Origin of the sequence: Propioniciclava sinopodophylli (assembly GCF_004324755.1) — a bacterium.
Lineage (GTDB): Bacteria > Actinomycetota > Actinomycetes > Propionibacteriales > Propionibacteriaceae > Propioniciclava > Propioniciclava sinopodophylli.
This window is the reverse complement of the sequence record NZ_SDMQ01000001.1, coordinates 415,978-438,063: the sequence shown is the minus strand read 5'-3', so window position 1 is coordinate 438,063 and position 22,086 is coordinate 415,978. Positions and strand designations below refer to the sequence as shown.

Genomic DNA, 22,086 nt, shown 5'->3' with positions numbered 1-22,086 from the left:
GCACCCGAGGCCAGGCCCTGGATGAAGGTCATCGGCTACCTGGGCCTCGCCCTGGTAGTCGCCATGATCCTCGTGCCGGTGTACTTCATCGTGGTCACGTCGCTGAAGACCCAGCCCGACATCTATTCCGACCCGCTCACGTGGATCCCGAACCCGTTGCAGCCGGGGAACTACTCCTACGTGATGGAAACGGTGAACTTCGGCACGTACCTGCGCAACTCAATCATCATCACCGTCATCCTCACGGTCGTGCAGGTGGCGCTGGGCGTGATGAGTGCCTATGCGTTCGCGTTCCTGCGCTTCCCGTTCCGCAACGCGCTGTTCCTGGTCGTGGTCGCCGCACTCATGGTGCCCAACCAGATCACGATCATCTCCAACTACGCCCTCGTCGCGAGCCTCGGGTGGCGCAACACCTTCGTGGGCATCATCGTCCCGCTGGCCGGGGTGGCCTTCGGAGCCTTCCTGATGCGCAACCACTTCCTGAGCCTGCCCAAGGAGATCATGGAGGCCGCCCGCATGGATGGCACCAGCTTCCTCCGCACCCTGTGGCGGGTCGTCCTGCCCATGTCCTGGCCGACGGTCGTCGCGTTCACCCTCATCACGCTCGTGAATGAGTGGAACCAGTACCTCTGGCCGTTCCTCATCGCTGACACGGACGTGGTCACGCCCTTGCCGGTGGGCCTCACTCGGCTGCAGCAGAACGAGGGCCTCACCAACTGGGGACCGGTGATGGCAGGCACCGTCCTCACCACCGTCCCCATCCTCATCGTCTACCTGATCCTGCAAAAGCGCATGATCAAGGGTCTCACTGCGGGCGCTGTCAAGGGCTGAGCCCCGGGCGTCTCCGCCCCTCCCCCGATCCACCCCACCCACGACACAAGGTAACCAAGGAAATGGAGCACGTCATGATCTCTCGTCGCAATCTGCTCGGCCTCGCGGGAGCCGGCCTCGCGGCCACCGCGATCGCCGGATGCACCGGCGGCAGTACCGGCGGCGCTGCCGCTTCGTCCGGCGGTGGCCAGAAGGGCAGCGGCACCATCCAGTGGTGGTCCAACCACCCCGGTTCATCCAAGGAGGTCGAGCAGAAGATCATCGACGCCTGGAACGCAGAGAACCCGAACTTGCCGGTGCAGCTCGTCGACGGCGGTGCGAACTACGAGGAACTGGGCCAGAAGTTCAACGCCGCCCTCGCGGGGGGAGACCTCCCCGACGTGATCGTGGCCTCTGACGTGACCTGGTTCAACTTTGCCCTGAACGAGGCGACCGCCCCCCTGGACGACCTGTGGAAGGAGGCTGGCGTCGACGCGAGCAGCTACGTCGACACGCTCCGCGAGGACTACGCCTACGACGGCAAGCACTACGGCGTCCCGTTTGCGCGCTCGACCACCCTGATGTACTGGAACCAGGACATCCTGGCCAAGGCCGGTTTGGCCGCGGACAAGGGTCCACAGTCCTGGGCCGAGTTCGCCGAGTGGGCCCCCAAGCTTGTCGAAGCCAACGGCGGCAAGCCCGCGCTGATGGTGCCCGACGGCTCCAACTACCTCGACTGGTACTTCCAGGGCATGATCTGGACCTTCGGCGGCTCCTACAGCAAGGAGTGGACGCCGAACTTCACCGATCCCAAGTCGATCGAGGCGGGAACGTTCCTCGCCGAGCAGTTCAAGGCCGGCCACATCGGCATCGCCAAGGACGCCAACAACACCTTCGGCATCGGTGGCTCGGCCGGCCTGCTGCAGTCGACCGGTTCGCTGGGTGGCCTGACCAAGGCAGCGCAGTTCCCGTTCATCACCACCTACCTGCCCGGTCCCAAGCCCGGCGCCTGCACGGGTGGCGCGGGCCTCGCGATCCCGAACGGCATCAGCGACGAGCGCAAGCTCAACGCCACCAAGTTCATCGACTTCGTCACCAACACGAAGAACACGATCACCTTCACGCAGGCGACCGGCTACATGCCCGTGCGCAAGGACGCCGTGGACGACCCCGAGGAGAAGGCGTACCTCGAGAAGACCCCGAACGCGATGACCGCGATCAAACAGCTCGCCGAGAACACGGCCCCGCAGGACTACGCCCGCGTATTCATCCCCGGTGGTGGCGCACGGATCGGTGGCGGCCTGGACAAGATCACGATCGGCGGCCAGGACGTCGAGCAGGTCTTCGAGCAGCTGCAGTCCGAGACGGCCACCGTCTACAAGCGCGACATCGAGCCGCTGCTCTGACCTGACCGCACCCAGCAAGGAGGACACCATGGCCAGAGTCGAGTTCCGACAGGCGTCCCGCATCTACGACCCGAACCGCCCTCCGGCCGTCAACCGGATCGACCTCACCATCGACGACGGGGAGTTCCTCGTGCTCGTCGGCCCCTCGGGCTGTGGCAAGTCCACGACCCTGCGGATGCTGGCTGGGCTCGAGCCCGTCGACGAGGGGTGGATCTTCATCGACGGCGTGGACGTCTCGGAGGTGCCTGCCCGCAACCGCGACACGGCCATGGTGTTCCAGAGCTACGCGCTCTACCCCAACATGACGGCTCGTCAGAACATGGCGTTCGCCCTCGAGAACGCGAAGGTGCCGGCTGGCATCATCGCCGAAAAGGTCGCCGCGGCGGCCAAGATGCTCGAGCTGGAGCCCCTCCTCGACACCAAGCCCGGCACCATGTCGGGTGGCCAGCGGCAACGCGTCGCGATGGGCCGCGCGATCGTGCGCGACCCGAAGGTGTTCTGCATGGACGAGCCCCTGTCCAACCTGGACGCCAAGCTGCGCGTCTCCACGCGCAGCCAAATCGCTCAGTTGCAGCGCGAGCTCGGCGTCACCACCGTCTACGTCACCCACGACCAGACCGAGGCTATGACAATGGGCGACCGGGTGTGTGTGCTCAAGGATGGCGTCGTCCAGCAGGTGGACACCCCGACCACCCTCTACGAGAAGCCGATCAACACGTTCGTGGCCGGCTTCATCGGCTCCCCGGCGGTCACGCTGATGGACGGCATCACGATCCGCGATGGATATGCCACCCTCGGAGGGGACCGAGCCTCCGACCTCGGCATGCCCCGGGAGCTGGTGGGCCGTGGGGGAAGCAGGGTGACGGTTGGCGTCCGCCCCGAGTCGTGGGAGGTGGTCGGCAGCGGCGCGGCGGCCCCGGCGGGCAGCGTGCCGGCCCGCGTCAACCTGGTCGAGCACTTGGGCTCGGAGTTGTTCCTGTACTGCGACCCGATCTTGACCGACGACTCGCCGGTCACGGTCCGGGGACAGCGCGTCATCATCCGAGAAGACAAGCGGCACAACTTCCAGGCCGAGGACGTCCTGCACATCAAGCCACGCGTCGGCGAGTGCACCTTCTTCGACCCCCAGTCGGAGGTCAACCTCGAGTACGTCGCCTGAGTTCGAGCAGTTCGTCCTGCATCTGGCGGCAGCGGGCCAAGGTGAGTGGGTAGCGCCGGGAGATCCACCAGCCCAACGACAGCAGCACGGCGACGGCGCCCAGCAGGGTGAGCCGGATCCCCCACTGCACGTCGTCGGGCTGCGCGACCACCTCGGCTCCGACAGGGGCGCGGTAGCCGGTGAACTGCAGCACCATCGCGACGAGCTGGATTGTCAGCGCTGCGGCCATCCCCCGGATGAACGTCATCAGTCCCGTGAAGCCGCCGGCGTTGCGCTGGCCGGTGGCGAGCTCGGCGGCGTCCAGCACGTCGGGGAACATGACCCAGCTCATCAGCTGCGCGCCCACGAACCCGACCGCCATCACGCCGGTCGCCGCGTACAGCAGCACGGGGTTCGCGCCGCGCGGGAACAGCGCCACCACGAACACCATCGCGACGGCGATCGGCAGCAGCGTGCGGTAGATCCGGTGCTTGTCGACCCGCCCGACCAGCACGTTGACCACCGGGAACACCACGACGTTGACGGCGATGAAGATGCCCAGCAGCACCTGCGAGCTGACCCCGGTGACGACGTAGAGCGTGTAGTACATGACGGTCGTGGTGATCACGTCGAACGCCAGCGCCTGGCACAGGTACATGCCCAGCAGCCGCCGGTAGGGGCTCAGCCGGAGCGGGGCCAGGAATCCAGCCAGCGTGAACGGCTCGGCTCGCGCCGGCGCGGGCACGCGCTCGCGGGTGAAGAGCGCGACCCCGAGCATGATCAGCGCGAACACGCCGCCGAAGCCGAGACGATGACCAGGTAGAGCGCGCCGAGTTCGAGGCGTCCGTGGCGGTAGTCCTCGAAGAGCCGCGCCGCGAGCAGGGTGGTGCCGGCGCTGGCGACCGTCGAGAACAGCAGCCTCAGCACGTTGACCTTGTTGCGCTGATCGAAGTCGGCGCTCACCTCGGTGGACAGGCTCGAGTAAGGCACCGACACGATCGTCTGCACGGTGTTGTAGGCGATGTAGGTGAGCGCCGCCCAGACGGCCAGCCCGGCCTGCGAGGCGGGCGGCGGCTGCGGCAGCCACAACCACGCCATCACCCGCACGAGCAACAGCGCCCCCACGAAGATGAACGGACGCCGCGCGATGTTCCAGCGGTTCGACGGCGACGACCTCATCGGTCAGGCTGCGCGCCGCCAACTGGACCAGGAAGAGCCCGATGGGCCCCGCACCCACCACGGCGACCCGGTCACCGAGCCTCACGTGGCCGAGGTCCCAGGCATGGATCGCGACCCCAAGCGGCTCGAGCATCGCGGCGTCCTCGGCGGTCATACCCTCGGGCAGCGGCACCACCGCGTGCGTCGGCCAGCTCATCACCTCGCACAGGCCCCCGTCGAGGCCAGCGTTGCCGGAGAAGGCGATTCGCGGGCAGAGGTTCGGGTTCCCCTCCAGGCAGCGCGCGCACTAACGGCACGGCAGAGCCGGGTCGATCGCGACCACGCGGCCGGCGAACGGGCCGTCGAGGGCCACGCCGCCCTGCTCGTGGCCCGGGATGATCGGGTGCTCGATGCGCACGTCACCGATGCCCCCTTCGGAAAGCCAGTGCAGGTCAGACCCGCACAGCCCGACCGCGCCGATCCGCACCCGGGTGAACCCCTCGATCTTCTGGGGCATGGGGTCGGCGGTGATTCTGAGATCGCCCACCCCGTGGCGCCTGACCGCGCGCATGATGCCCTCCCTCGTCGGTGCGTCCACCCTAGTGCCCATCGGACCCCGGATCTTTGATGGTTCCGGCCCGACATTCGGCCAAGGTCCAGGCGAACACCCCTGACCCCCATCGGGGCCCGAGAATTACGCGTCGATCAGCCCAGCCGGCACTCCCCGGTACCGCCGGGGAGGCGGTGCCGGAACCGCGACACGAAGCGGTAGACCAGATCAGCAGGCCACGCGAGGGGACGTCGGATCAGCCACCCCGCGCCACGCAGCCACCAGGGCCCGAACCGCAGCGCCTCCCCGATCGCGCGGGCGCCGTACACCACACGACCGTCCGCCAGCACGGCCGGGATCTCGCGACCCGCACGCACGGCGTCCACCCCCAACGCGCCCTAGGTCGAGCGACTGCATCGACCGCACCCCCGGGACTCCCGACGCAGCAAGCCACGACGCCGAACGCGAGCAGAACCCGCAGTCGGCGTCGTAGAGGAGGTGCATCAGACCAGGTCGTGGATCATGACCGCCTGCTCGCGGCCCGGGCCCACGCCGATGCCGGAGATGCGGCAGCGGATGAGCTCCTCGAGGCGCTTCACGTAGGCCTGGCAGGTGGCCGGCAGCTCGTCGAAGCTGCGGCAGCCGGAGATGTCCTCGGTCCAGCCGTCGAGGTACTCATAGACCGGCTTGGCCTTGACGATGTCGTCCATCATCACCGGGTAGTGCTCCACGCGCTCGCCGTCGACCTCGTACGCCACGCAGACCGGGATCTTCTCCCAGCCGGTCAGGATGTCCAGCTTCGTCAGGAACACGTCGGTCACGCCGTTGTAGGTGCACGCGGCCTCGACCACCAGCGGGTCGAACCAGCCACAGCGGCGCGGGCGTCCGGTCGTGGTGCCGAACTCGCCGCCGTCGTGGCGCAGCCGGTCGCCGTCCGCGTCGAGCAGCTCGGTCGGGAACGGCCCCTCACCCACGCGAGTGGTGTACGCCTTCGCGATACCGACGATGCGGTCGAGGCGGTTCGGGCCCACGCCCGAACCGGTGCACGCGCCGGCCGCGATCGGGTTGGACGACGTCACGTACGGGTAGGTGCCGTGGTCGACGTCGAGGTGGTGCGCCTGGGCACCCTCGAAGACGACGAGCTTGCCGGCCTCGAGGGCGTCGTTCAACTCGCGGGCGACGTCGCGGACCATGGGGCGGACGCGGTCGGCGAAGCTCAGCAGGTGGTCGGCCACCTCGTCGGCGTCCACCGCCATCTGGTTGTAGACCTTCACCAGAAGCTGGTTCTTCTGGATCAGCGAGGCGGCGACCTTGTCGCGCAGCAACTGCTCGTCCAGCAGGTCCTGGATGCGGAGGCCCACGCGGTTGATCTTGTCGGCGTACGCGGGCCCGACGCCGCGGCCGGTGGTGCCGATCTTGCGCTTGCCGAGGAACCGCTCGGTGACCTTGTCGAGGGTCTTGTGGTACGGCGCGATGATGTGCGCGTTGGCGCTCAGGATGAGCCGCGACGTGTCGATGCCGCGGGCGTTGAGGGCGTCGATCTCGCTGAACAGCACCTCGAGGTCGACCACCACCCCGTTGCCGATCACCGGGATGCCCGGGTTCAGGATGCCGCTGGGGAGCAGGTGCAAGGCGTACTTCTCACCGTTGACGACGAGGGTGTGGCCGGCGTTGTTGCCGCCCGAGTAGCGCACCGTGTAGTCGACGGAGTCGCCGAGCTGGTCGGTGGCCTTCCCCTTGCCCTCGTCTCCCCACTGCGTGCCGATCACGACGATCCCAGGCATCCGTTGCCCCTTCTGCAAAGCGAAAGCCCGGCGCAAGGCTGGCCGGGCTCTTACCACAGCATCCTATCCGAAACACCGTTCCGACGCCGTGGGTCCGCCTTCCGGACGCCCCGGGCGCGGCTCAGAGCGCGAGCGGACGCGTGCGGGCCAGCTCGACGTAGCCCTCCTCGGACGCCTCCAGCAGGAACAACACGCAGCGTTCGTACTCGGCCTGCTCCCCGATGCGATACGCCGCGGACGCCAACGCCCACAGCGCGCGCAGGAAACCCTGGTTCGGCTCGTGGGCCCACGGGATCGGGCCCTTGCCCCGCCAGCCGGCGCGACGGAGGGCGTCCAACCCGCGGTGGTACCCGGTGCGGGCGAACGCGTACGCCGACAGGTTGCCCTGCGTCGTGCGCGCGCTCAGCGAGCCCTCGGCCAACAGCGCCCACGCCAGCGACGAGGCGGGGTGCTTGGCCACGACGTCGAGGAAGGATCCCTCCCCCAGCGCGACGATGTCGTCGAGCGCCTCGTCGACCGGCAGTTCCGTGCGCCCCACGGGGGCGGCCAGCAGCAGGGTGCGCGCGTCACTCGACATGGACGTCAGCCTAGTGGTGGAAGGCCCCGGGGCCCTTCGAGGCTCGCTGGGGCCCGCACCTCAGGCACCCCTTCCCGCCGACAGCCCCTCAGTAGCGGTTGATCGTGTCCACCAGCGCCTTGGCCGCCACCAGAGACAGCCGCGGCTCGGCCTGCCGCAGCACCTTCATCGCGTAGACCGGGTCGGAGTCGGCGTCCACGCCGGCGTCGTACAGCGTGGCCAGCGCCCACACGCGGGCCTTCTGGCCGGGCAGAGGCCGCGAGGGCTCCTCGAAGATGCTCGCCAGGTTCTCGCCGGCAGTCGCGGTGCGGGGCCCGCGCATCATGATGAGGAAGATCGCCCCGAACACGGCGAGGAGTGCGACGGTCTCGGCGGGTCCGATGGTCATGGCCAACACCGTACAACCACGCGAGAGCAACCCGGGTTGACAGCCGCGGCCGTTGTCAACCAAAGTTGCTCCCATGGACCCTGACCCCGCGCCCCGACCCCAGGACGTCGCGCGGGCGGCGGCCGACCCCGGAGACCCGCTGGCGGCGCTGCGGGCCGTGGCGTCCCTGCGCAAGCTGGCCGACACCCTCGAGTTCACGCAGGTCGAGAACGCCCTGAGCGCAGGCCACGGCTGGCCCGAGATCGCGGCCGCCCTCGGCGTCACCCGCCAGGCCGTCCACAAGAAGTACGTGCGCCGCATCACCCCCGAACTCCGCGAGAGGAACCACCGATGAGCCTGACCCTGACCGCCCTCTGGGCCCATGCCGCCTGGCGCGAGGCCGCCCGCGTCCGTGCGACCGAGGTCGACCTCGACCACCTCTACCTCGGCTTGCTCTCCATCGGCGGCTCGGCCGGCCGCGTGCTCGGGCGTCACGGCATCTCCCTCTCCTCGGCCCGTGCCCGGGCCCGCGAGGCGATGGACGCCGACCTCGCCTCCCTCGGGCTCCCGGACGCCACCGCGACGCTGCCACCGCCCCGCACGCTCCACGAGCTCGGCGAGGGCGATTGGAAGGCCACCCCCCGCGCCAGGGCCCTCATCGACCAGGCCGGCCGCGCCCCGGACACCTTCGCGATCCTCGTCGCCCTCCTGCAGGAACCGTCGGGCACCGTGCGCCGGCTCGTGGCGGCCGACGGCGTCGTCCCGCAGGACCTGGTGCCGGAACTGAAGGCGGGATCCGACGAGGCCTACTCGGCCGAGCAGGTCCCGGTCGTGCCGGGCCTCCTCCCCGATCCGGCCCACGCGTTCCGCGTCGGGACGTTCGTCTCCTCGCCCCCCGAGTTGGTGGCCGACACCCTCGCCGACCCCACCTTCCTGCGCGTGTGGGCGTACGACCCCGACAAGACGACGGTGTCCGCGGATGGCCTGCGCAACCAGCTCCGCAAGGGTTCGAAGTCGCTCACGGTGAGCTTGGCCTGCACCCGCGAGCGCGAGGGCGACGCCGAGGTCATCACCTGGGTGACCACCGCCGAGGACAGCGCCCACGCCGGCCAGCCCATCACCTACGACCGCTTCGAGGTCCGGCCCGCCCCTGGCGGCGCCGATGTGACGCGCACGTCCGGACGCCGCACGTTCGGCCTGCTCGGCCGGCTGATCCGTCCGGTGGTGGACAGGATGAGCGCGTGGGGCCTGCTGTACTCCATGGCGGCCACGGCGTTCGGTATCGCCGACCGACAGGACGCCTGACCGCCGAGGACTCGTGCAACTACCGGCGAGGACTCATGCTCCGCGGCCGCGGGGAGGCAACGTCGTGGCGGACGGGTACGACCGTGCCCATCCCACGCGCCAGACCGAGGACGGCATCCAGCGACCCCAGCCGCTGAAGCTCGTCCACCAGCGTCCGCGTCGGCGGCACCATCGCCAGGACGCCCGCCTCGGTGCGCGCCACCAGCTCGTCGACCGCCAGCCATTCGGACGCCGTCGCCTCGGTCGTGCTGTGCACGTGGGTGTCGGCGTCGTCCGGCAGCAGGAAGAACGCGACGTCGAACCGGCGGGCGTAGCCGAGCGGGGTGATCCAGTTGTCCCAGGGCAGCAGGCGCGCGGGGTCGACAACCGCCCCTGTCTCCTCGGCCAGCTCGCGGACGCCGGTCGCGAGCAGCGTGCGCGGGTCGTGGCCGGTGGCCGACCAGCTGCGGGCGTGCGCGTCCAGCACGGCGGACGCCAGCGTCAGGGCCCGGCCGGACGCCTCGTCAGCCGGGTCGACGCGGCCGCCGGGGAACACGACGACCCCGGCGAAGGCGTCCATCGTGCGCACGCGGTGCTGGATGAACACCTCCAGCCCGTCCGCGCCCTGCCGTACGGGGATCACGCTCACCGCCGGGCGCGGCGGCGGCTCGTCAGCGAGGGCCACCGCCAGGGTGCCGTCGCCATACTCCTCGGGGGCGAACCCGGCCCTGGCGCACAGCGCGCGCCAGGGCGCCCTGGACGGTGGTGACACGGTGAGGCGGAGGGCCCCGCGGTCGAGCGCCGTGCCGAGCGCGCAGTCGAGCAGGTAGCGGCCCAGGCCGCGGCGGCGGGCGTCGCGCTCGACGTGGAGGTGGGCGAGGTGCCAGTGCCCGGGCGCGACGGCGACCGCGTGCGCGAACCCGACGGCGGGTCGGCCGATGGCGAGGGTGAAGGCGCCCGGACCGTGGGGGTCGCCGGGCAGGTCGGCGCGGAGCCGGGTCAGGTCGTCCGCGGTCGCGAAGCGCGGACCAGTGAAGGACAACCGTCGAGGGCCTGACATGGCCTCACCCTAACCACCACGACGAACGCCGAGGACTCGTGGTCGGGGAGACCACGAGTCCTCGGCGGTAGTTGAGCGAGTCCTGGGCGGACGCGGCGAGAGACCGTCAGGCGTGCGTGCCGACCGAGCCGAGGTCCTGGCAGGCCTGGACGATGCGCGCGGACATCGCGTTCTCGGCCTCCTTGCCCCAGGCGCGGGGGTCGTACTGCTTCTTGTTGCCGACGTCGCCGTCGATCTTCAGGACCCCGGCGTAGTTGCTGAGCATCCAGCCGGCCACCGGGCGGGTGAACGCGTACTGGGTGTCGGTGTCGACGTTCATCTTGATGACGCCGTAGGACACCGCGTCAGCGATGTCCTGCGCCGAGGAGCCCGAGCCACCGTGGAAGACGAGGTCGAACGGCTTGTCCTTGCCGTACTTGGCGGCCACGGCGTCCTGGATGTCCTTGAGGACCTCGGGGCGCAGCTTGACCGCACCCGGCTTGTACACGCCGTGCACGTTGCCGAAGGTGAAGGCGGCCATGTAGCGGCCCTTCTCGCCCAGGCCGAGGGCCTCGGCAGTGCGGAGGCCGTCCTCGGGGGTGGTGTAGAGCTTCTCGTTGATCTCGTTGGCGACGCCGTCCTCCTCGCCACCGACGACACCGATCTCGATCTCGAGGATCTGCTTGTTGTACTGGGTCAGCGCCAGCAGCTCCTCGGCGATCTGGAGGTTCTCCTCCATCGGAACGGCGGAGCCGTCCCACATGTGGGACTGGAACAGCGGGTCCTGGCCGTTCGCCACGCGCTGGCGGGAGATCTCCAGCAGGGGGCGGACGTAGGTGTCCAGCTTGTCCTTGGGGCAGTGGTCGGTGTGGATGGCCACGTTGATCGGGTACTTGGCGGCGACCACGTGCGCGAACTCGGCGAGCGCGACGGCGCCGGTCACCATGTCCTTGACGCCTTGACCGGAGGCGTACTCGGCCCCACCGGTCGAGAACTGGATGATGCCGTCGCTACCGGCGTCCGCGAAGCCCTTGAGGGCCGCATTCAGGGTCTGCGACGAGGTCACATTGATGGCCGGGTAGGCGAAGCCCTTCGACTTCGCACGGTCGATCATCTCGGCGTACACGTCGGGCGTTGCAATGGGCATCTGTCACTCCTTGGTGGGTGCTTCCTCGAACACCACCATTCAACCGCATATCTGCCGCGGACGCTCCCCCCACGGGGACCCTGGCCACCTCATGGACGCGGAGGTTCAAGTGTTGGACACCCTGCTCCCTCGACAGCCGGCAGGGTCAGTTGTCGAGCGGCCGCAGGTCGACGTGGTGCCGGTCGCCCGACAGCGCACGCACGGCGTTGTCGACCGCGGACGGGGTGTGGCTGAGCCAATCGACGGGCACCTCTCGCCAGGCGCCGTTGGTCGCGACCACGACGAGGCGCCCCGAGCCGCGCGACCCGCCGGGGACGGCGACGAGGTGGTCGACGTCCTCCCAGGACAGGTAGTCGTCGAGGTAGAGCCCGCCCCGGCCGATGCCGAGGGCCAGTCCCTCGTGCAAGCGACCGATCGCACGCTTCGCGAGCACCGACTGCACGATGATGCGCACCAGCAGCGCGATGGAGATGGCAAGGCTGATGCCGAAGATCGTCCAGAACAGGGTGTCGAGGTTGTCGCGGTTGAACCAACCGATGACGGCCCAGATGACCAGCGACAGCACGAGCCCGAAGAGGCGGCCCTTGATGGCGCTGCGGAACTGCTGGTACCGGGCCACCGCCGGCTCGGGATTGAAGAAGACCGGGTAGTCGAGCGCCTCGCGGGGCGGGGGCGACCAGCCGCGGGACGCCTCGGGCGCGAGCGCGTGGGCGGGCGGCTGGGTCATGGCGCGATTCTACCCGCGGCCCCACGGTCACCATGTCCAGCCCGACGTGCCGGGCGCGCCGGTCGAGGATGGGCGCGGCCTGCGTGATGCCCCACCTCCAAGGTCAGCGCTTGACAGGGGTGGCCCACGACGAAGGTGAGGGCGAGGTCAGCATGGCGGGGGCGTCCATCAGCAGCGCGGCGTCCGCCGCTATGGATGCCGGGTCGTCGCCCCTCGTACCTTGGTCGCCCCCCTCCCGCCGAGGGCTTGGGTTCAGGCCGTCGCGACGCAATAGGAGGCAGGACTAGGGCTTACCCCCGGCGTGCTGCAGCGCCCAGTGGTACATCGCGATCGCAGCAGCGGCGCCGGCGTTCATCGAGCGGGTCGAGCCGTACTGGGTGATGGCGACAACGCTCTCGCAGGCGGCGACGACCTCGTCGGTGAGGCCCGGCCCCTCGGAGCCGAACACGACGCAGCAGTCACGCGGGAGCGCGGCAGTCTCGAGCGGAACCGACCCCGGCAGGTTGTCCACGCCGACGGGCGTGATCCCCCGCCCGGCCAGCCACGAGACGAAGCCCGCGACGGTCTCGTGGTGGTGGACGTGCAGGTACCGGTCGGTGACCATCGCCCCGCGCCGGTTCCAGCGCCGGCGTCCGAGGATGTGCACCCCGGCCACGTTGAAGGCGTTCGCCGTGCGCACGACCGAGCCGATGTTGAAGTCGTGCTCCCAGTTCTGGATCGCCACGTGCAGCGGCGCGCGCCGGGTGTCGAGGTCGGCCACGATCGCCTCGAGGCGCCAGTAGCGGTACTCGTCGAGCACGTTGCGGCGGTCGCCGGCGGCGAGCAGTTCGGGGTCGAGCCGCGGATCGTCCGGCCAGGGCTGTGGGTGGGGGCCCACCCCCACCGACGGGGCGGTTGGATCGTCCGGGGCGTCGCCCGCGGCAACCGGTTCGGAGGCATCCACCCGCCCACGGTAGCCTGAACGGCGGACCACGCCCCCCACCGGGAGAGAAGCATGACGACCGACGACACCCCGATCCGCCCCGACGCCCCCGACGCGACCGATCTCCACGCCCCCGACAGCGTGGGCGCGTGGCTGGTCCGGCTGCTCAAGGGCATCGCCGTGGGCGTCGGCTTCATCCTCCCCGGCCTGTCCGGCGGCGTGCTGGCCGTGATCTTCAAGATCTACGACCCGCTGATCAAGTTCCTGGCCAACCCCCTCAAGAACTTCGTGCGCCAGGTGAAGTACTTTCTGCCCGTCGGCATCGGCGGCATCATCGGCGTCGTCCTGTTCTCGATCGTGGTCGCCGCCGCGTTCGGACGCTACGAGGCGGCGTTCGTCTGCCTGTTCATCGGCTTCGTCATCGGCACGTTCCCCAGCCTGTGGCGCCAGGCCGGCAAGAAGGGTCGCGCCGCCAAACACTGGGTCATCCTCGCCGTCTCGGTCGCGGTCATCTTCGCGATCATGCTGGCCGGCGGCGGCCTGAACCTGCAGGTGCCGCCCAGCATCCCGGTGTGGCTCGGCTCCGGCGCCCTGATCGGCCTCGGCGTGATCGTGCCCGGCATGAGCCCGTCCAACTTCCTCATCTACTTCGGCCTCTACGACAAGATGGCCGAGGGCATCAAGGACTTCGACCCGTCCGTCTTCATCCCGCTCGGCATCGGCCTCGTGCTGTGCGTCGTGCTGTTCGCCAAGGCGGCCAACTGGGGGTTCGAACGGCACTACGCGGGCATGTACCACTTCATCTTGGGCATGGTCGCCGGCTCGTCGCTCGCAATCTTCCCGACCGTCGTGTTCGCCCCGGACGCCATCGAGAAGTCCGGTCTCGGCATGGGCGCCTTCCTCGCGTCCTGCGCGGTCATGTTGGCCCTCGGTGTGCTGGCCTCGTGGCTGTTCTCCAAGGTCGAGGACCGCTACGCCTCCGAGCGCGACGCCATCGACGCGGGCTGATCAGCCTTCAGGCTCGGTCTCGCCCGCCCACCGGCGGGAGGCGAAGTCGGCCACCAGCGCCGAGTCGAGCATCCACATCGCCCGCTGCAGGGCCTGGGCGTCCAGACCGTCGACCAACCCGATGCGCGGCCTGGTCGGGTTCTCCGACGGCGCCTGCTCGGCCTGCTCCGCGACCCGCTCGGCCACGCGGTGCAGGCGGGCGGTCAGACCGTCGCTCAGCATCTTCTGCGGCTGGCCGCGCTTGGAGAGCTCGACAGCAAACGACTCGTGCTCGTCGATGACGGCCGGGTCTTCCGCGAGCAGCATCGTGGACGTCGAGCGCAGCAACTGACGGCCCCGCTCGAGGTCTCCCCCACCGAACTCGGCCAGGGCGGCGCGCAGGATCTCGTTCTCGGGCCGGTCCACCTGGTCGGCGAGCAGGACGAGGTGGGCCGCAACCATCCGCTCCTTGTTGCGGGCGTGGTGCTCCTCCGGTGAAAGCGTGAGCATGGACGGGTCCGCGACGCTGAGGCTGGTGGAGTGCGCCGGCTCGTCGGGGGTGAACGAGTCGCGCAGCGGGATCGCCCGGATCGCCAGCGTGGTCGCCAGCACCGCCAGGCTCAGCCACGGCAGGACGGCGTAGATCGCCTGCATGGCGTCGGCCAGCGACAGCCGCAGCACGAGCGCCACCGCCTCGGGCAGCCCCTGCATCGCCGCGGGGTTGAGCACCGCGTTGGGGTCGAGCCCGCCGGCCGGGGTGTCGCGGATCGCCTCCGGCGTCATCCGCCACTTCATGCTCGTGACCAGCTGGGAGGTCATCAGGGTGCCGGCAATCGCGGTGCCCATGGTGTTGGCGATGCTGCGGAAGAACTGCAGCGAGGACGTCGCGGGGCCGAGGTCGCGGCGCTGGACGGCGTTCTGCACGGTCAGCGTGTAGATCTGGAACGACATGCCCACGCCGAGCCCCATCAGGGTCGTGTAGAGCGTGAGCTCGAGCGGGGTCGAGCGGGCGTCCAGCCGCAGTAGCAGGACGGATGCGATCGTCATCAGCACGACGCCCGCCACCGCGAAGGACTTGTACCGCCCCGTCCGGGTGGTGAGGTTCCCGATGACGATGCCCATGGCGAACAGGCCCACGTTCATCGGGATCAGGATCGCGCCGGACGCCGTGGCAGACACCCCCAGCACGCCCTGGGCGTACACCGGCGTGTAGATGATGAGCATCATCAGGGCCATGTTCATGAGGCTGCCGGCGATGACCGACCACGTGAAGATCGAGTTGCGGAACAGCGACAGCGGCACGATCGGCTCGGGCGCCCTGCGCTCGACGAGGACGAACGCGACGAGGAACACCACCCCCACCCCGAGCAGGACCAGCACCAGCGGATCGAGCCAGCCGCGGGTGCCGCCCAGGCTGATGCCGAGCAGCCCGGCGCTCACGCCGATGGTCATGGTGGCGATGCCGGCGTGGTCGACGCGGCGCGGGATGTCCAGTTCGGGGATATTCATGAACCGGACGACGAGGAACAGCGCGAGGAAGCCGACGGGCAGGTTGACGTAGAAGAGCCACCGCCACGTCGACACGTCGGTGATGAAGCCGCCGATGAGGGGGCCCGCCACCTGCGAGGCGCCCATCAGGGCGCCCATGTAGCCGGCGTACTTGCCGCGCTGGCGGGGCGGGATGATGTCGCCGAGGATCGTCTGCGACAGCGGCATCAGGATGCCCATGCCCATGCCCTGGACGGCGCGCGCCGCCACCAGCCACGTGAAGCTCTGCGCGATGCCCGACAGGACGTTGCCCAGCATGAAGATGATGAGCCCCAGCGCATAGAACCGCTTGCGGCCGAACATGTCGGCCAACTTGCCGCTGATGGGCGTCACGATGGTCATGACCAGCATGACGATGGTGGAGAGCCACGAGTAGTACTCGACGCCGCCGAGGTCGGCGATGATGCGCGGGATCGCGGGGCTGACGATCGTCTGGCTGATCGAGGACGTGAACATGCCGATCATCAGGCCGAAGTAGATCCAGCGGATCTTCGCGAAGTCGAACTCCTCGGGGGCTTGCGTCACGTAGCGGACCATACTCCCCGCCGGGGACAGCTCCCGAAGGGGCCCGGGGTACGATGCGCCCATGACCGAGGCCCCCGCACGCGCGCAGTTGATCGCGGCCCTCGTGTCGCAGGTGCAGGTGTTGGCGCTGGCGTCCGACCGCATCGGGACGGCCTTCGCCAGCCAGCACGACCTCCACACCACCGACTTCCGGGCGCTGACGGCGATCCACCGCGCCGAGCGCGCCGGGCAGCCCCTGACCGCCCGCCAGCTGGCCGACCAGCTGCAGGTCTCCCCCGCCGCCGTGACCTACCTGGTCGACCGGCTCACGGCGTCCGGCCACGTGCACCGGGACACGGACCCGACCGACCGCCGCCGCGTCCTGCTGCGGTTCGGCGACCACGGGCGCGAAGTCGCCGGTGCCTTTTTCGGCCCGCTGGGCCAGGCCCACGCCGAGGCGATGGCGTCCTACTCGGAGGACGACCTGGCCACCTGTCTGCGCTTCCTGCACGACGTGAACGCGTCGCTGGACCACTTCCACCGGGGACTGATCCACGAGGCCCCGCCGAGCCCGACCAGCACAACGGGCGAATACTTCAGCCACTGAAACGTCGTGCTGGCCTCACCCCGTTAGCAGGAGCACCACCTCCACCCGCGTTGGGGCATCGCGCTGGCCCTCTCGCTGCTGTGCGGCCTGGCCTCGGGCGTGGGCGCGCCGCTGTCCCGGCGTTCGAGACCAGCTACCTCCAGATGGAGGAGATCGACCTCTCGGAGATGACGTCCGGCTCGGGCGACCTGCCCGACGACCTCGTCGAGCCCCGGCCCCCCGGGCCCAGAGCCCGACCCGGCACGCACCGCGTCCGACCAAAGCAGAACGCCCGGCCCACAGGGGCCGGGCGTTCGCGAGCGGATCAGGGACGGTTGTAGTTCGGCGGCTGGTAGCCCTCGCCTTCGGGGCGATCGACGGGCTGGGCCTCGGGCCGCTGGTCGAACGACAGCCCGGGTGCCGACTCGCGGCCGGCCTGCGGGTTGGGCAGCTCGTTCGGGCTCGACGACTCGACCGGCGCCGCGGAGCGCGGCTGCTCGGGGGCGTCGCCGCGGTACGAGATCTCGCCGAAGCTCACGTCGGGCGCACGACGCACCTCGGCGTCGTTGACCTCGAAGTAGGTCGCCTTCTGGAAGTTGAACGAGCTCGCGATGAAGTTCGTCGGCACCGACTCGATGCGCGTGTTGTAGTTGCGCACGTTCGCGTTGTAGTAGCGGCGGCCGGCGGCGATCCGGTCCTCGGTCTCGGCCAGCTGGCGCTGGAGCTCCAGGAAGTTCTGGTTGCTCTTGAGCTCGGGGTACGCCTCCACCTGCACCATGAGGCCGCGGACCTGCTGGGTCAGCTGCTCCTCAACCGCGGCGCGCTCGGCGGTCGGGGCGTCCCCCCGCTCGGCAGACGAGAGCTGCTGGGCCTGCTGGCGCAGACGGACGATGCCCTCGAGCGTGTTGCGCTCGTGGCCCGCGAAGGCACGCACGGTCTCGACGAGGTTGGGGATGAGCTCGTAACGACGGTTGAGCTCGACATCAACCTGGCGCCAGGACTCCTGGATGAGGTTGCGTTGCTTCACGAAGCCGTTGTAGGCGCCGACCGCCCAGGCGACGCCGCCGACGACGACGAGCAGGACGATGATGAGGGGGATGGCGATCCATTCCATGGCGCCAACCCTAGCGGGCGATCAAGACAAACCGAGATCACCGAGGCCGACGGCGTAGCGGTACGGCAGCCCTGCGGCCTCGATCCGCTCGCGGACGCCCGTGTTGCGGTCCACGATCGTGACCACCCCGGCGACGATCCCGCCGGCCTCCTGCACGGCCTCGACGGCCTGCATCACGGAGCCTCCGGTCGTCGAGGTGTCCTCGACGACGAGCACCCGGAGACCGGCCACCTCGGTGCCCTCGATGCGACGCTGCAGGCCGTGGGCCTTCGATTCCTTGCGCACCACGAACGCGTCCAGCCGCTGCCCCTCCGCGGCGGCCGCGTGCAGCATGGCCACCGCCACCGGGTCCGCCCCGAGCGTCAGCCCGCCTGCGGCCTCGAAGTCCCAGTCGGCGGTCAGGTCGCGCATCACGCGTCCGACCACCGGGGCTGCGGCGCCGTCCAACGTGACGCGGCGCAGGTCGACGTAGTAGTCGGCCTCCTTGCCGGACGCCAGCGTGACCTTCCCGTGCACCACGGCGAGGTCGAGGATGTGCTGGATGAGGTCTTCGCGGTCGGCCATGACCCGAAGCCTAGGGGCAGGGCGCCGCACCCACGGCGTCCGTTCACTTGGACCGGGTGTCGACCAGCTTGCCGAACGCGATGGTGCGGTCGGGCGAGCGGAACAGGTCCTGACACGTCGTCAGCGTGATCAGCGCCTCGGTCGGCCGCACCTCGGGCTGGCCGGGCACGGGCTGGATCACCCACGTGTCGGTGTCCTTGACCGTCATCTCGGCGGGGTTGTTGGTGAGCTCGTAGGTGTACACCGCATCGCGTGTCTCGACGACGACCTGGTCGCCCGCGCCGAGATCCATGATCGGCGCGAACGGGCCGGTCGCACCGCGGTGGCCCGCCACGGCGAAGTTGCCCACCTCGCCCGGTGCGGCCGTGCCGTCGTACCAGCCCAGGCCCTTCTTCAGGGTGGGCTGGTCGGTGCCGGCCAGCACCGGCTGCTCGAAGGCGTCCCCGAACGTCGGGATGCGCAGGAGTGCCACCGCGTCCCCGGGCAGCGGCCGCGCGGGCTCCACCGGGCCGGCGCTCTCGGACGCCTCGGGCTCGGCCTCCCACTGCTGCCGCAGGTCGGCCGCCTGCGCGGAGGCGACCTGCGGGTCGACCAGCGGGTTCCAGAACAGGTCGTAACTGGACCAGGCGAGCGCGCCCAGCCCGAGCACGAGCAGGACGACCCCCGCGATCGTCAGGCCGCGCCCCTTGCGCGGCCGCGGTTCGGTCGCAGCGCGTCGGGGGGCGGTGCCGGCGGACATGCCGCCCAGTATGTCAGGACACGCGGGCACGAACCGTCCCGACCTCACGAGGGCCCGTGATCCGCCGAGGGCTTGGGTTCGATCCGCCGAGGGCTTGCCTTCAGCTGAACCAAGTGCCCCGTTTCGGGACCGGTGAGGACTGCTGGTCTTCGTCGGTGAAGGGTGTGGCGGCCCCGATCCAGTCGACGACGTCGCGGCCGGCCAGGTAACGGTAGGGGAAGGCCGCCCGGGCGGCCTGCCGGGAGAGCTCGGTGGCCGGCAGGGGGCCGTCCGCCGCGACCACGACCAGGTTACCGAAGCGGCGTCCCTTCCAGACCGCCGTCTCGGCGCTGACCAGCATCGACCGGTGCACGTCACGCACCGCCGCCGCGAAGCGTCGCGACCAGGTGAACGGGGCCCGGTCGGTGATGTTGGCGATGAACACACCGCCCCGGCGCCGGCGCGCCGCCACCTCGGCGAGGAACTCGCCCGTGGCCAGCGACGCGGGCACGCGCGGCCCGTCGAAGGCGTCCAGCACCAGAGCGTCGATGTGGTCCGGCGGCATCGCCTCGAGCCCCTCGCGACCGGCCACCGTCCGCACCTTGATGCCCGACCGCGCGGGCAGCGGCATCACACGGCGCACCTGCTCGACGAGGTCGGCGTCCGGCTCGCACACCACCTGCGCGGTGCCCGGACGCCGTGCCGCCACGTACCGCGGGATGGTCAGGCCGCCGCCGCCGAGGTGCACAACCCGGACGCGCTCGTCGGACGGACGGGCCAGCACCGTGGCGTCCAGCGCCTCGACGACGCGCTGGACGTACTCGAACTCGATCCGCAACGGGTCGGCGGGGTCCACCCAGGACTGGGCGGTGTCGCCCGCCACCACGCGGAAGGCCCCCGGATGGAACGGGTCCGGCTCCACGTAAGCAGGCATGGCCCCGACGCTACCGCGATCGGGCGAACCCAAGCCCTCGGCCCACCGAACCCAAGCCCTCGGCGGTCAGAGCGAGCCGAGGAAATCCAGCAGGACGGCGTTGAACTCGTCGGCGTGCGAGACGTTCACGCCGTGCGGCCCGCCGGCCACCACGTGCAGGCGGGAGCCCTCGATCAGCTGCGCCGCGCGCTGGCCGGACGCCGGGAACGGGACGTTGTTGTCCGCGTCCCCGTGGATCACGAGCGTCGGCACGGTGAACTTCGCGACGTCCTCGCGGAAGTCCGTGGCCCACGCGATGATCGTGTCCCGCAGCGCCTTGTCGGAGCCCTGGGCGGCCACACGCAGCACGTCGCGGAATTGGTCGTCACCGATCGTCATCTCCGACGGGTTCGAGAAGAACCAGGTCATGAACTTCTCCACGAACGCGTCCCGGTCGCCCCGGCACTCGTCGCGCAGCCCGCCGAACCCGGACATCGGCATGGCGCCGTCGGGGTTGTCGTCGGTGATGCACAGCGCCGGGGTGATCGCCGAGGCCAGCACCGCGCCGGCCAGCCGCGACTCGCCGTAGCGGCCGATGTACCGCGCGACCTCGCCACCACCCATCGAGAACCCGACCAACACCGCGCCGGTCAGGTCGAGCTCGGTCACCAGGTGCTGCAGGTCGGACGCCAGCGTGTCGTACTCGTAGCCGTCCGGCGCCTTGTCCGAACGCCCGAACCCGCGGCGGTCGTAGGCGATGGCGCGGTAGCCCGCGTCCACCAGCGTCGGGACCTGCCCCGCCCACGCCTCCGTCGACAGCGGCCACCCGTGGATCAGCACGACCGGACGGCCGTCACCTCCGGAGTCCTCGTAGTACAGCTGGATCGGGGTGTCGTCGGGGATCGTCACGTACGGCATGCTGCGGCCTCCTCGTCGTCGGGCGTCTACCTTCACGACCCTAGCCAGCCGAGCCGCGCTGCGGGACCCCCCATGGCGCACCCGGGGCGTCCGACCCCAGAATGTCGTCAGGAGGTAGACCCATGCCCCGCACGCTCACCGCCCACCTATTCAGTTCGGTCGACGGCGCCATGGGCCGCGACCTCATGCACGGCCACGACGACGTGCAGCGCCTCGAGCTGGTCGACCACGAGGTCACCGAGCGCGGAGACCTGCTGCTCACCTACCGCCCGCACGCCCGCCACTGATCCCCTGACGGACGCCGGGGGCTACGGCGTCGCCCGCTCCACGAGCCGGTCGGCGTCCAGGATGACCACCTCGCGGCGTCCGGACAGCTCGACGACGCCGTCGGCGACGAGGTCGGCGAGGCGGCGGCTGAGGGTCTCGGGCGTGGTGCCGAGGTAGGACGCCACGTCCTTCTTCGCCATCGGCAGGCGGACCACGGTGCGCCTGTCCACGACCGCCGAGGGCTGGTCGAGCAGGTAGGCGGCCACGCGCGTCCCGACGTCGGTGCTGGCGAAGGCGGCCAGCATGCGCTCGGCCGACAGCAGGCGCTCGGTGGCGACCTGCAGCATGCGGACGGCGATCGGCGGGTAGGACGCCACGAGCCTGGCCAGGTCGGCGTGGTCGAACGTGCAGAGCGTCACGTCGGCGTCCGCGTAGGCGAAGTGCTCCGGACGCCGCCCCAGCAGGAACGACGTCTCCCCCACCGCGTCCCCGGGCTCGGCGACCCGGACGACCTGCTCGCGCCCGTTCTCCAGGACGTGCACCAGCCGGATGCGGCCCGAGTGCAGCACCACCAGGCGCTTCTGCTCGGCCCCGGCCGCCTGCAGCAGCGACCCTTTCGGCGCGCGCACCGGGCGGGCGAAACCGGCCACCTCGTGCTGCTGCGCGGGTGTCAGGCCGCGGAAGATCGGCACCCGCGCGACGCAGGTGTCCTCGTGCTCGGAAACTTGATCCACGTCAAGGACCGTAACCCCGAATCTTCTTACCTTCAAGACATCGGCCGACACCACCGCGGCCCACACGAAGGGAACGAGACCATGACCGCAACCCCCACCCGCACGCTCCTCCGCGCCGAGGGCTTCACCTGCCCCTCCTGCGTCTCCAAGATCGAGAAGATCCTGACGAAGCTGCCGGGCGTGAGCGATGCGACCGTCCACTTCGCCACCTCGCGCATCGAGGTCGACCACGACGAGTCGGCCACCTCGGTCGACGGGCTGGTCTCCGCCATCAAGAAGGCCGGCTACACCGCCCGCCCTTCCGCGTTCTGATCCCACGATCCG

Annotated in this window: 27 protein-coding genes; 9 read left to right on the top strand and 18 right to left on the bottom strand. The window is 70.1% G+C overall.

Features of this window, described 5'->3' with window-relative positions; all coding sequences use genetic code 11:
* The first annotated feature begins 21 nt into the window (after positions 1–21).
* The 3 genes from ET989_RS02155 to ET989_RS02145 all read left to right on the top strand — a co-directional run bounded on the left by ET989_RS02155 (position 22) and on the right by ET989_RS02145 (position 3,375).
* Positions 22–831, top strand: coding sequence for a carbohydrate ABC transporter permease (locus tag ET989_RS02155; RefSeq protein ID WP_206662179.1), 810 nt, complete (start codon positions 22–24; stop codon positions 829–831).
* A gap of 74 nt (positions 832–905) precedes the next feature.
* Positions 906–2,216 carry an ABC transporter substrate-binding protein gene (locus ET989_RS02150; protein ID WP_206662178.1) on the top strand — a complete coding sequence of 437 codons (1,311 nt, stop codon included), beginning with the start codon at positions 906–908 and terminating at the stop codon, positions 2,214–2,216.
* Between the two features lie 28 nt (positions 2,217–2,244).
* Positions 2,245–3,375, top strand: a complete 1,131-nt coding sequence (locus ET989_RS02145) for an ABC transporter ATP-binding protein (protein ID WP_131166886.1) — start codon at positions 2,245–2,247, stop codon at positions 3,373–3,375.
* On the opposite strand, the gene ET989_RS02140 is transcribed toward ET989_RS02145, so the two are convergent.
* The 7 genes from ET989_RS02140 to ET989_RS02110 form a co-directional block, all read right to left on the bottom strand.
* Positions 3,353–4,147, bottom strand: coding sequence for an MFS transporter (locus ET989_RS02140; RefSeq protein WP_131166885.1), 795 nt, complete (start codon positions 4,145–4,147; stop codon positions 3,353–3,355). The genes ET989_RS02145 and ET989_RS02140 overlap by 23 nt on opposite strands.
* Complete coding sequence (locus tag ET989_RS15760; protein ID WP_131166884.1) at positions 4,135–4,533, bottom strand: MFS transporter; 399 nt, start codon at positions 4,531–4,533, stop codon at positions 4,135–4,137. The genes ET989_RS02140 and ET989_RS15760 overlap by 13 nt, the downstream gene beginning before the upstream one ends.
* A 286-nt stretch (positions 4,534–4,819) precedes the next feature.
* Positions 4,820–5,029, bottom strand: coding sequence for an alcohol dehydrogenase catalytic domain-containing protein (locus ET989_RS02130; RefSeq protein ID WP_165489985.1), 210 nt, complete (start codon positions 5,027–5,029; stop codon positions 4,820–4,822).
* Between the two features lie 188 nt (positions 5,030–5,217).
* Complete coding sequence (locus ET989_RS02125; RefSeq protein WP_206662177.1) at positions 5,218–5,448, bottom strand: thiol-disulfide oxidoreductase DCC family protein; 231 nt, start codon at positions 5,446–5,448, stop codon at positions 5,218–5,220.
* Positions 5,449–5,565: 117 nt separating this feature from the next.
* Positions 5,566–6,846: an adenylosuccinate synthase gene (locus ET989_RS02120; protein ID WP_131166881.1), complete on the bottom strand. Its 1,281-nt coding sequence runs from the start codon at positions 6,844–6,846 to the stop codon at positions 5,566–5,568.
* Between the two features lie 121 nt (positions 6,847–6,967).
* On the bottom strand, positions 6,968–7,423 hold the full coding sequence (locus ET989_RS02115) for a DUF3151 domain-containing protein (RefSeq protein WP_131166880.1): 456 nt from the start codon (positions 7,421–7,423) through the stop codon (positions 6,968–6,970).
* 88 nt (positions 7,424–7,511) lie between these two features.
* On the bottom strand, positions 7,512–7,811 hold the full coding sequence (locus ET989_RS02110) for a hypothetical protein (protein ID WP_131166879.1): 300 nt from the start codon (positions 7,809–7,811) through the stop codon (positions 7,512–7,514).
* A gap of 73 nt (positions 7,812–7,884) precedes the next feature.
* Here ET989_RS02110 and ET989_RS02105 point away from each other — a divergent pair, with 73 nt between their 5' ends.
* Together ET989_RS02105 and ET989_RS02100 are read left to right on the top strand one after the other, a co-directional pair.
* A complete protein-coding gene (locus ET989_RS02105) occupies positions 7,885–8,145 on the top strand; it encodes a hypothetical protein (RefSeq protein ID WP_131166878.1) in 261 nt (86 codons plus the stop codon).
* The gene (locus ET989_RS02100) at positions 8,142–9,095 is read left to right on the top strand and encodes a Clp protease N-terminal domain-containing protein (RefSeq protein WP_131166877.1); all 954 of its coding nucleotides are present in this window, start codon (positions 8,142–8,144) and stop codon (positions 9,093–9,095) included. Before ET989_RS02105 ends, ET989_RS02100 begins: the two co-directional genes overlap by 4 nt.
* Positions 9,096–9,114: 19 nt before the next feature.
* Here ET989_RS02100 and ET989_RS02095 read toward each other — a convergent pair whose 3' ends face one another.
* The 4 genes from ET989_RS02095 to ET989_RS02080 form a co-directional block, all read right to left on the bottom strand.
* Complete coding sequence (locus ET989_RS02095) at positions 9,115–10,134, bottom strand: GNAT family N-acetyltransferase (protein ID WP_131166876.1); 1,020 nt, start codon at positions 10,132–10,134, stop codon at positions 9,115–9,117.
* Between the two features lie 106 nt (positions 10,135–10,240).
* A complete protein-coding gene (gene fbaA / locus ET989_RS02090) occupies positions 10,241–11,260 on the bottom strand; it encodes a class II fructose-bisphosphate aldolase (protein ID WP_131166875.1) in 1,020 nt (339 codons plus the stop codon).
* Positions 11,261–11,405: 145 nt separating this feature from the next.
* Complete coding sequence (locus tag ET989_RS02085; RefSeq protein ID WP_131166874.1) at positions 11,406–11,987, bottom strand: hypothetical protein; 582 nt, start codon at positions 11,985–11,987, stop codon at positions 11,406–11,408.
* A 283-nt stretch (positions 11,988–12,270) separates the two neighbouring features.
* On the bottom strand, positions 12,271–12,870 hold the full coding sequence (locus ET989_RS02080; RefSeq protein WP_180320748.1) for a TrmH family RNA methyltransferase: 600 nt from the start codon (positions 12,868–12,870) through the stop codon (positions 12,271–12,273).
* Between the two features lie 111 nt (positions 12,871–12,981).
* Here ET989_RS02080 and ET989_RS02075 point away from each other — a divergent pair, with 111 nt between their 5' ends.
* Positions 12,982–13,917 carry a DUF368 domain-containing protein gene (locus ET989_RS02075; RefSeq protein ID WP_131166872.1) on the top strand — a complete coding sequence of 312 codons (936 nt, stop codon included), beginning with the start codon at positions 12,982–12,984 and terminating at the stop codon, positions 13,915–13,917.
* Here ET989_RS02075 and ET989_RS02070 read toward each other — a convergent pair whose 3' ends face one another.
* Positions 13,918–15,969 carry an MDR family MFS transporter gene (locus ET989_RS02070; RefSeq protein ID WP_165489984.1) on the bottom strand — a complete coding sequence of 684 codons (2,052 nt, stop codon included), beginning with the start codon at positions 15,967–15,969 and terminating at the stop codon, positions 13,918–13,920. It abuts the gene before it with no gap.
* 61 nt (positions 15,970–16,030) lie between these two features.
* On the opposite strand from ET989_RS02070, the gene ET989_RS02065 reads away from it, so the two are divergent.
* Positions 16,031–16,555 carry a MarR family winged helix-turn-helix transcriptional regulator gene (locus ET989_RS02065; RefSeq protein ID WP_131166870.1) on the top strand — a complete coding sequence of 175 codons (525 nt, stop codon included), beginning with the start codon at positions 16,031–16,033 and terminating at the stop codon, positions 16,553–16,555.
* A gap of 304 nt (positions 16,556–16,859) precedes the next feature.
* Here the strand turns inward: ET989_RS02065 and ET989_RS02060 are convergent, their stop codons facing one another.
* The 5 genes from ET989_RS02060 to ET989_RS02040 form a co-directional block, all read right to left on the bottom strand.
* Positions 16,860–17,648 carry a LemA family protein gene (locus ET989_RS02060; protein ID WP_131166869.1) on the bottom strand — a complete coding sequence of 263 codons (789 nt, stop codon included), beginning with the start codon at positions 17,646–17,648 and terminating at the stop codon, positions 16,860–16,862.
* Between the two features lie 21 nt (positions 17,649–17,669).
* Complete coding sequence (gene pyrE / locus ET989_RS02055; protein ID WP_131166868.1) at positions 17,670–18,212, bottom strand: orotate phosphoribosyltransferase; 543 nt, start codon at positions 18,210–18,212, stop codon at positions 17,670–17,672.
* A gap of 43 nt (positions 18,213–18,255) precedes the next feature.
* Positions 18,256–18,951, bottom strand: coding sequence for a class E sortase (locus ET989_RS02050; protein WP_131166867.1), 696 nt, complete (start codon positions 18,949–18,951; stop codon positions 18,256–18,258).
* Positions 18,952–19,051: 100 nt separating this feature from the next.
* A complete protein-coding gene (locus ET989_RS02045; RefSeq protein ID WP_131166866.1) occupies positions 19,052–19,864 on the bottom strand; it encodes a spermidine synthase in 813 nt (270 codons plus the stop codon).
* 66 nt (positions 19,865–19,930) lie between these two features.
* A complete protein-coding gene (locus ET989_RS02040) occupies positions 19,931–20,761 on the bottom strand; it encodes an alpha/beta fold hydrolase (protein WP_131166865.1) in 831 nt (276 codons plus the stop codon).
* A 122-nt stretch (positions 20,762–20,883) separates the two neighbouring features.
* On the opposite strand from ET989_RS02040, the gene ET989_RS14765 reads away from it, so the two are divergent.
* A complete protein-coding gene (locus ET989_RS14765) occupies positions 20,884–21,048 on the top strand; it encodes a hypothetical protein (RefSeq protein WP_165489983.1) in 165 nt (54 codons plus the stop codon).
* 21 nt (positions 21,049–21,069) lie between these two features.
* Here the strand turns inward: ET989_RS14765 and ET989_RS02035 are convergent, their stop codons facing one another.
* Positions 21,070–21,762 carry a Crp/Fnr family transcriptional regulator gene (locus tag ET989_RS02035; RefSeq protein WP_131166864.1) on the bottom strand — a complete coding sequence of 231 codons (693 nt, stop codon included), beginning with the start codon at positions 21,760–21,762 and terminating at the stop codon, positions 21,070–21,072.
* Between the two features lie 81 nt (positions 21,763–21,843).
* Between ET989_RS02035 and ET989_RS02030 the strand changes: the two genes are divergently transcribed.
* Positions 21,844–22,074, top strand: coding sequence for a cation transporter (locus tag ET989_RS02030; protein WP_131166863.1), 231 nt, complete (start codon positions 21,844–21,846; stop codon positions 22,072–22,074).
* Positions 22,075–22,086 lie beyond the last annotated feature (12 nt).

Excerpts from the sequence above, each read along its gene's own strand:
- ET989_RS02155 (WP_206662179.1), top strand. The coding sequence starts at position 22 with ATGAAGGTCATCGGCTACCTGGGCCTCGCCCTGGTAGTCGCCATGATC.
- ET989_RS02150 (WP_206662178.1), top strand. The coding sequence starts at position 906 with ATGATCTCTCGTCGCAATCTGCTCGGCCTCGCGGGAGCCGGCCTCGCG.
- ET989_RS02145 (WP_131166886.1), top strand. The coding sequence starts at position 2,245 with ATGGCCAGAGTCGAGTTCCGACAGGCGTCCCGCATCTACGACCCGAAC.
- ET989_RS15760 (WP_131166884.1), bottom strand. The coding sequence starts at position 4,533 with ATGAGGTCGTCGCCGTCGAACCGCTGGAACATCGCGCGGCGTCCGTTC.
- ET989_RS02130 (WP_165489985.1), bottom strand. The coding sequence starts at position 5,029 with ATGCCCCAGAAGATCGAGGGGTTCACCCGGGTGCGGATCGGCGCGGTC.
- ET989_RS02120 (WP_131166881.1), bottom strand. The coding sequence starts at position 6,846 with ATGCCTGGGATCGTCGTGATCGGCACGCAGTGGGGAGACGAGGGCAAG.
- ET989_RS02115 (WP_131166880.1), bottom strand. The coding sequence starts at position 7,423 with ATGTCGAGTGACGCGCGCACCCTGCTGCTGGCCGCCCCCGTGGGGCGC.
- ET989_RS02110 (WP_131166879.1), bottom strand. The coding sequence starts at position 7,811 with ATGACCATCGGACCCGCCGAGACCGTCGCACTCCTCGCCGTGTTCGGG.
- ET989_RS02105 (WP_131166878.1), top strand. The coding sequence starts at position 7,885 with ATGGACCCTGACCCCGCGCCCCGACCCCAGGACGTCGCGCGGGCGGCG.
- ET989_RS02100 (WP_131166877.1), top strand. The coding sequence starts at position 8,142 with ATGAGCCTGACCCTGACCGCCCTCTGGGCCCATGCCGCCTGGCGCGAG.
- ET989_RS02095 (WP_131166876.1), bottom strand. The coding sequence starts at position 10,134 with ATGTCAGGCCCTCGACGGTTGTCCTTCACTGGTCCGCGCTTCGCGACC.
- fbaA (WP_131166875.1), bottom strand. The coding sequence starts at position 11,260 with ATGCCCATTGCAACGCCCGACGTGTACGCCGAGATGATCGACCGTGCG.
- ET989_RS02085 (WP_131166874.1), bottom strand. The coding sequence starts at position 11,987 with ATGACCCAGCCGCCCGCCCACGCGCTCGCGCCCGAGGCGTCCCGCGGC.
- ET989_RS02075 (WP_131166872.1), top strand. The coding sequence starts at position 12,982 with ATGACGACCGACGACACCCCGATCCGCCCCGACGCCCCCGACGCGACC.
- ET989_RS02065 (WP_131166870.1), top strand. The coding sequence starts at position 16,031 with ATGACCGAGGCCCCCGCACGCGCGCAGTTGATCGCGGCCCTCGTGTCG.
- ET989_RS02060 (WP_131166869.1), bottom strand. The coding sequence starts at position 17,648 with ATGGAATGGATCGCCATCCCCCTCATCATCGTCCTGCTCGTCGTCGTC.
- pyrE (WP_131166868.1), bottom strand. The coding sequence starts at position 18,212 with ATGGCCGACCGCGAAGACCTCATCCAGCACATCCTCGACCTCGCCGTG.
- ET989_RS02050 (WP_131166867.1), bottom strand. The coding sequence starts at position 18,951 with ATGTCCGCCGGCACCGCCCCCCGACGCGCTGCGACCGAACCGCGGCCG.
- ET989_RS02045 (WP_131166866.1), bottom strand. The coding sequence starts at position 19,864 with ATGCCTGCTTACGTGGAGCCGGACCCGTTCCATCCGGGGGCCTTCCGC.
- ET989_RS02040 (WP_131166865.1), bottom strand. The coding sequence starts at position 20,761 with ATGCCGTACGTGACGATCCCCGACGACACCCCGATCCAGCTGTACTAC.
- ET989_RS14765 (WP_165489983.1), top strand. The coding sequence starts at position 20,884 with ATGCCCCGCACGCTCACCGCCCACCTATTCAGTTCGGTCGACGGCGCC.
- ET989_RS02030 (WP_131166863.1), top strand. The coding sequence starts at position 21,844 with ATGACCGCAACCCCCACCCGCACGCTCCTCCGCGCCGAGGGCTTCACC.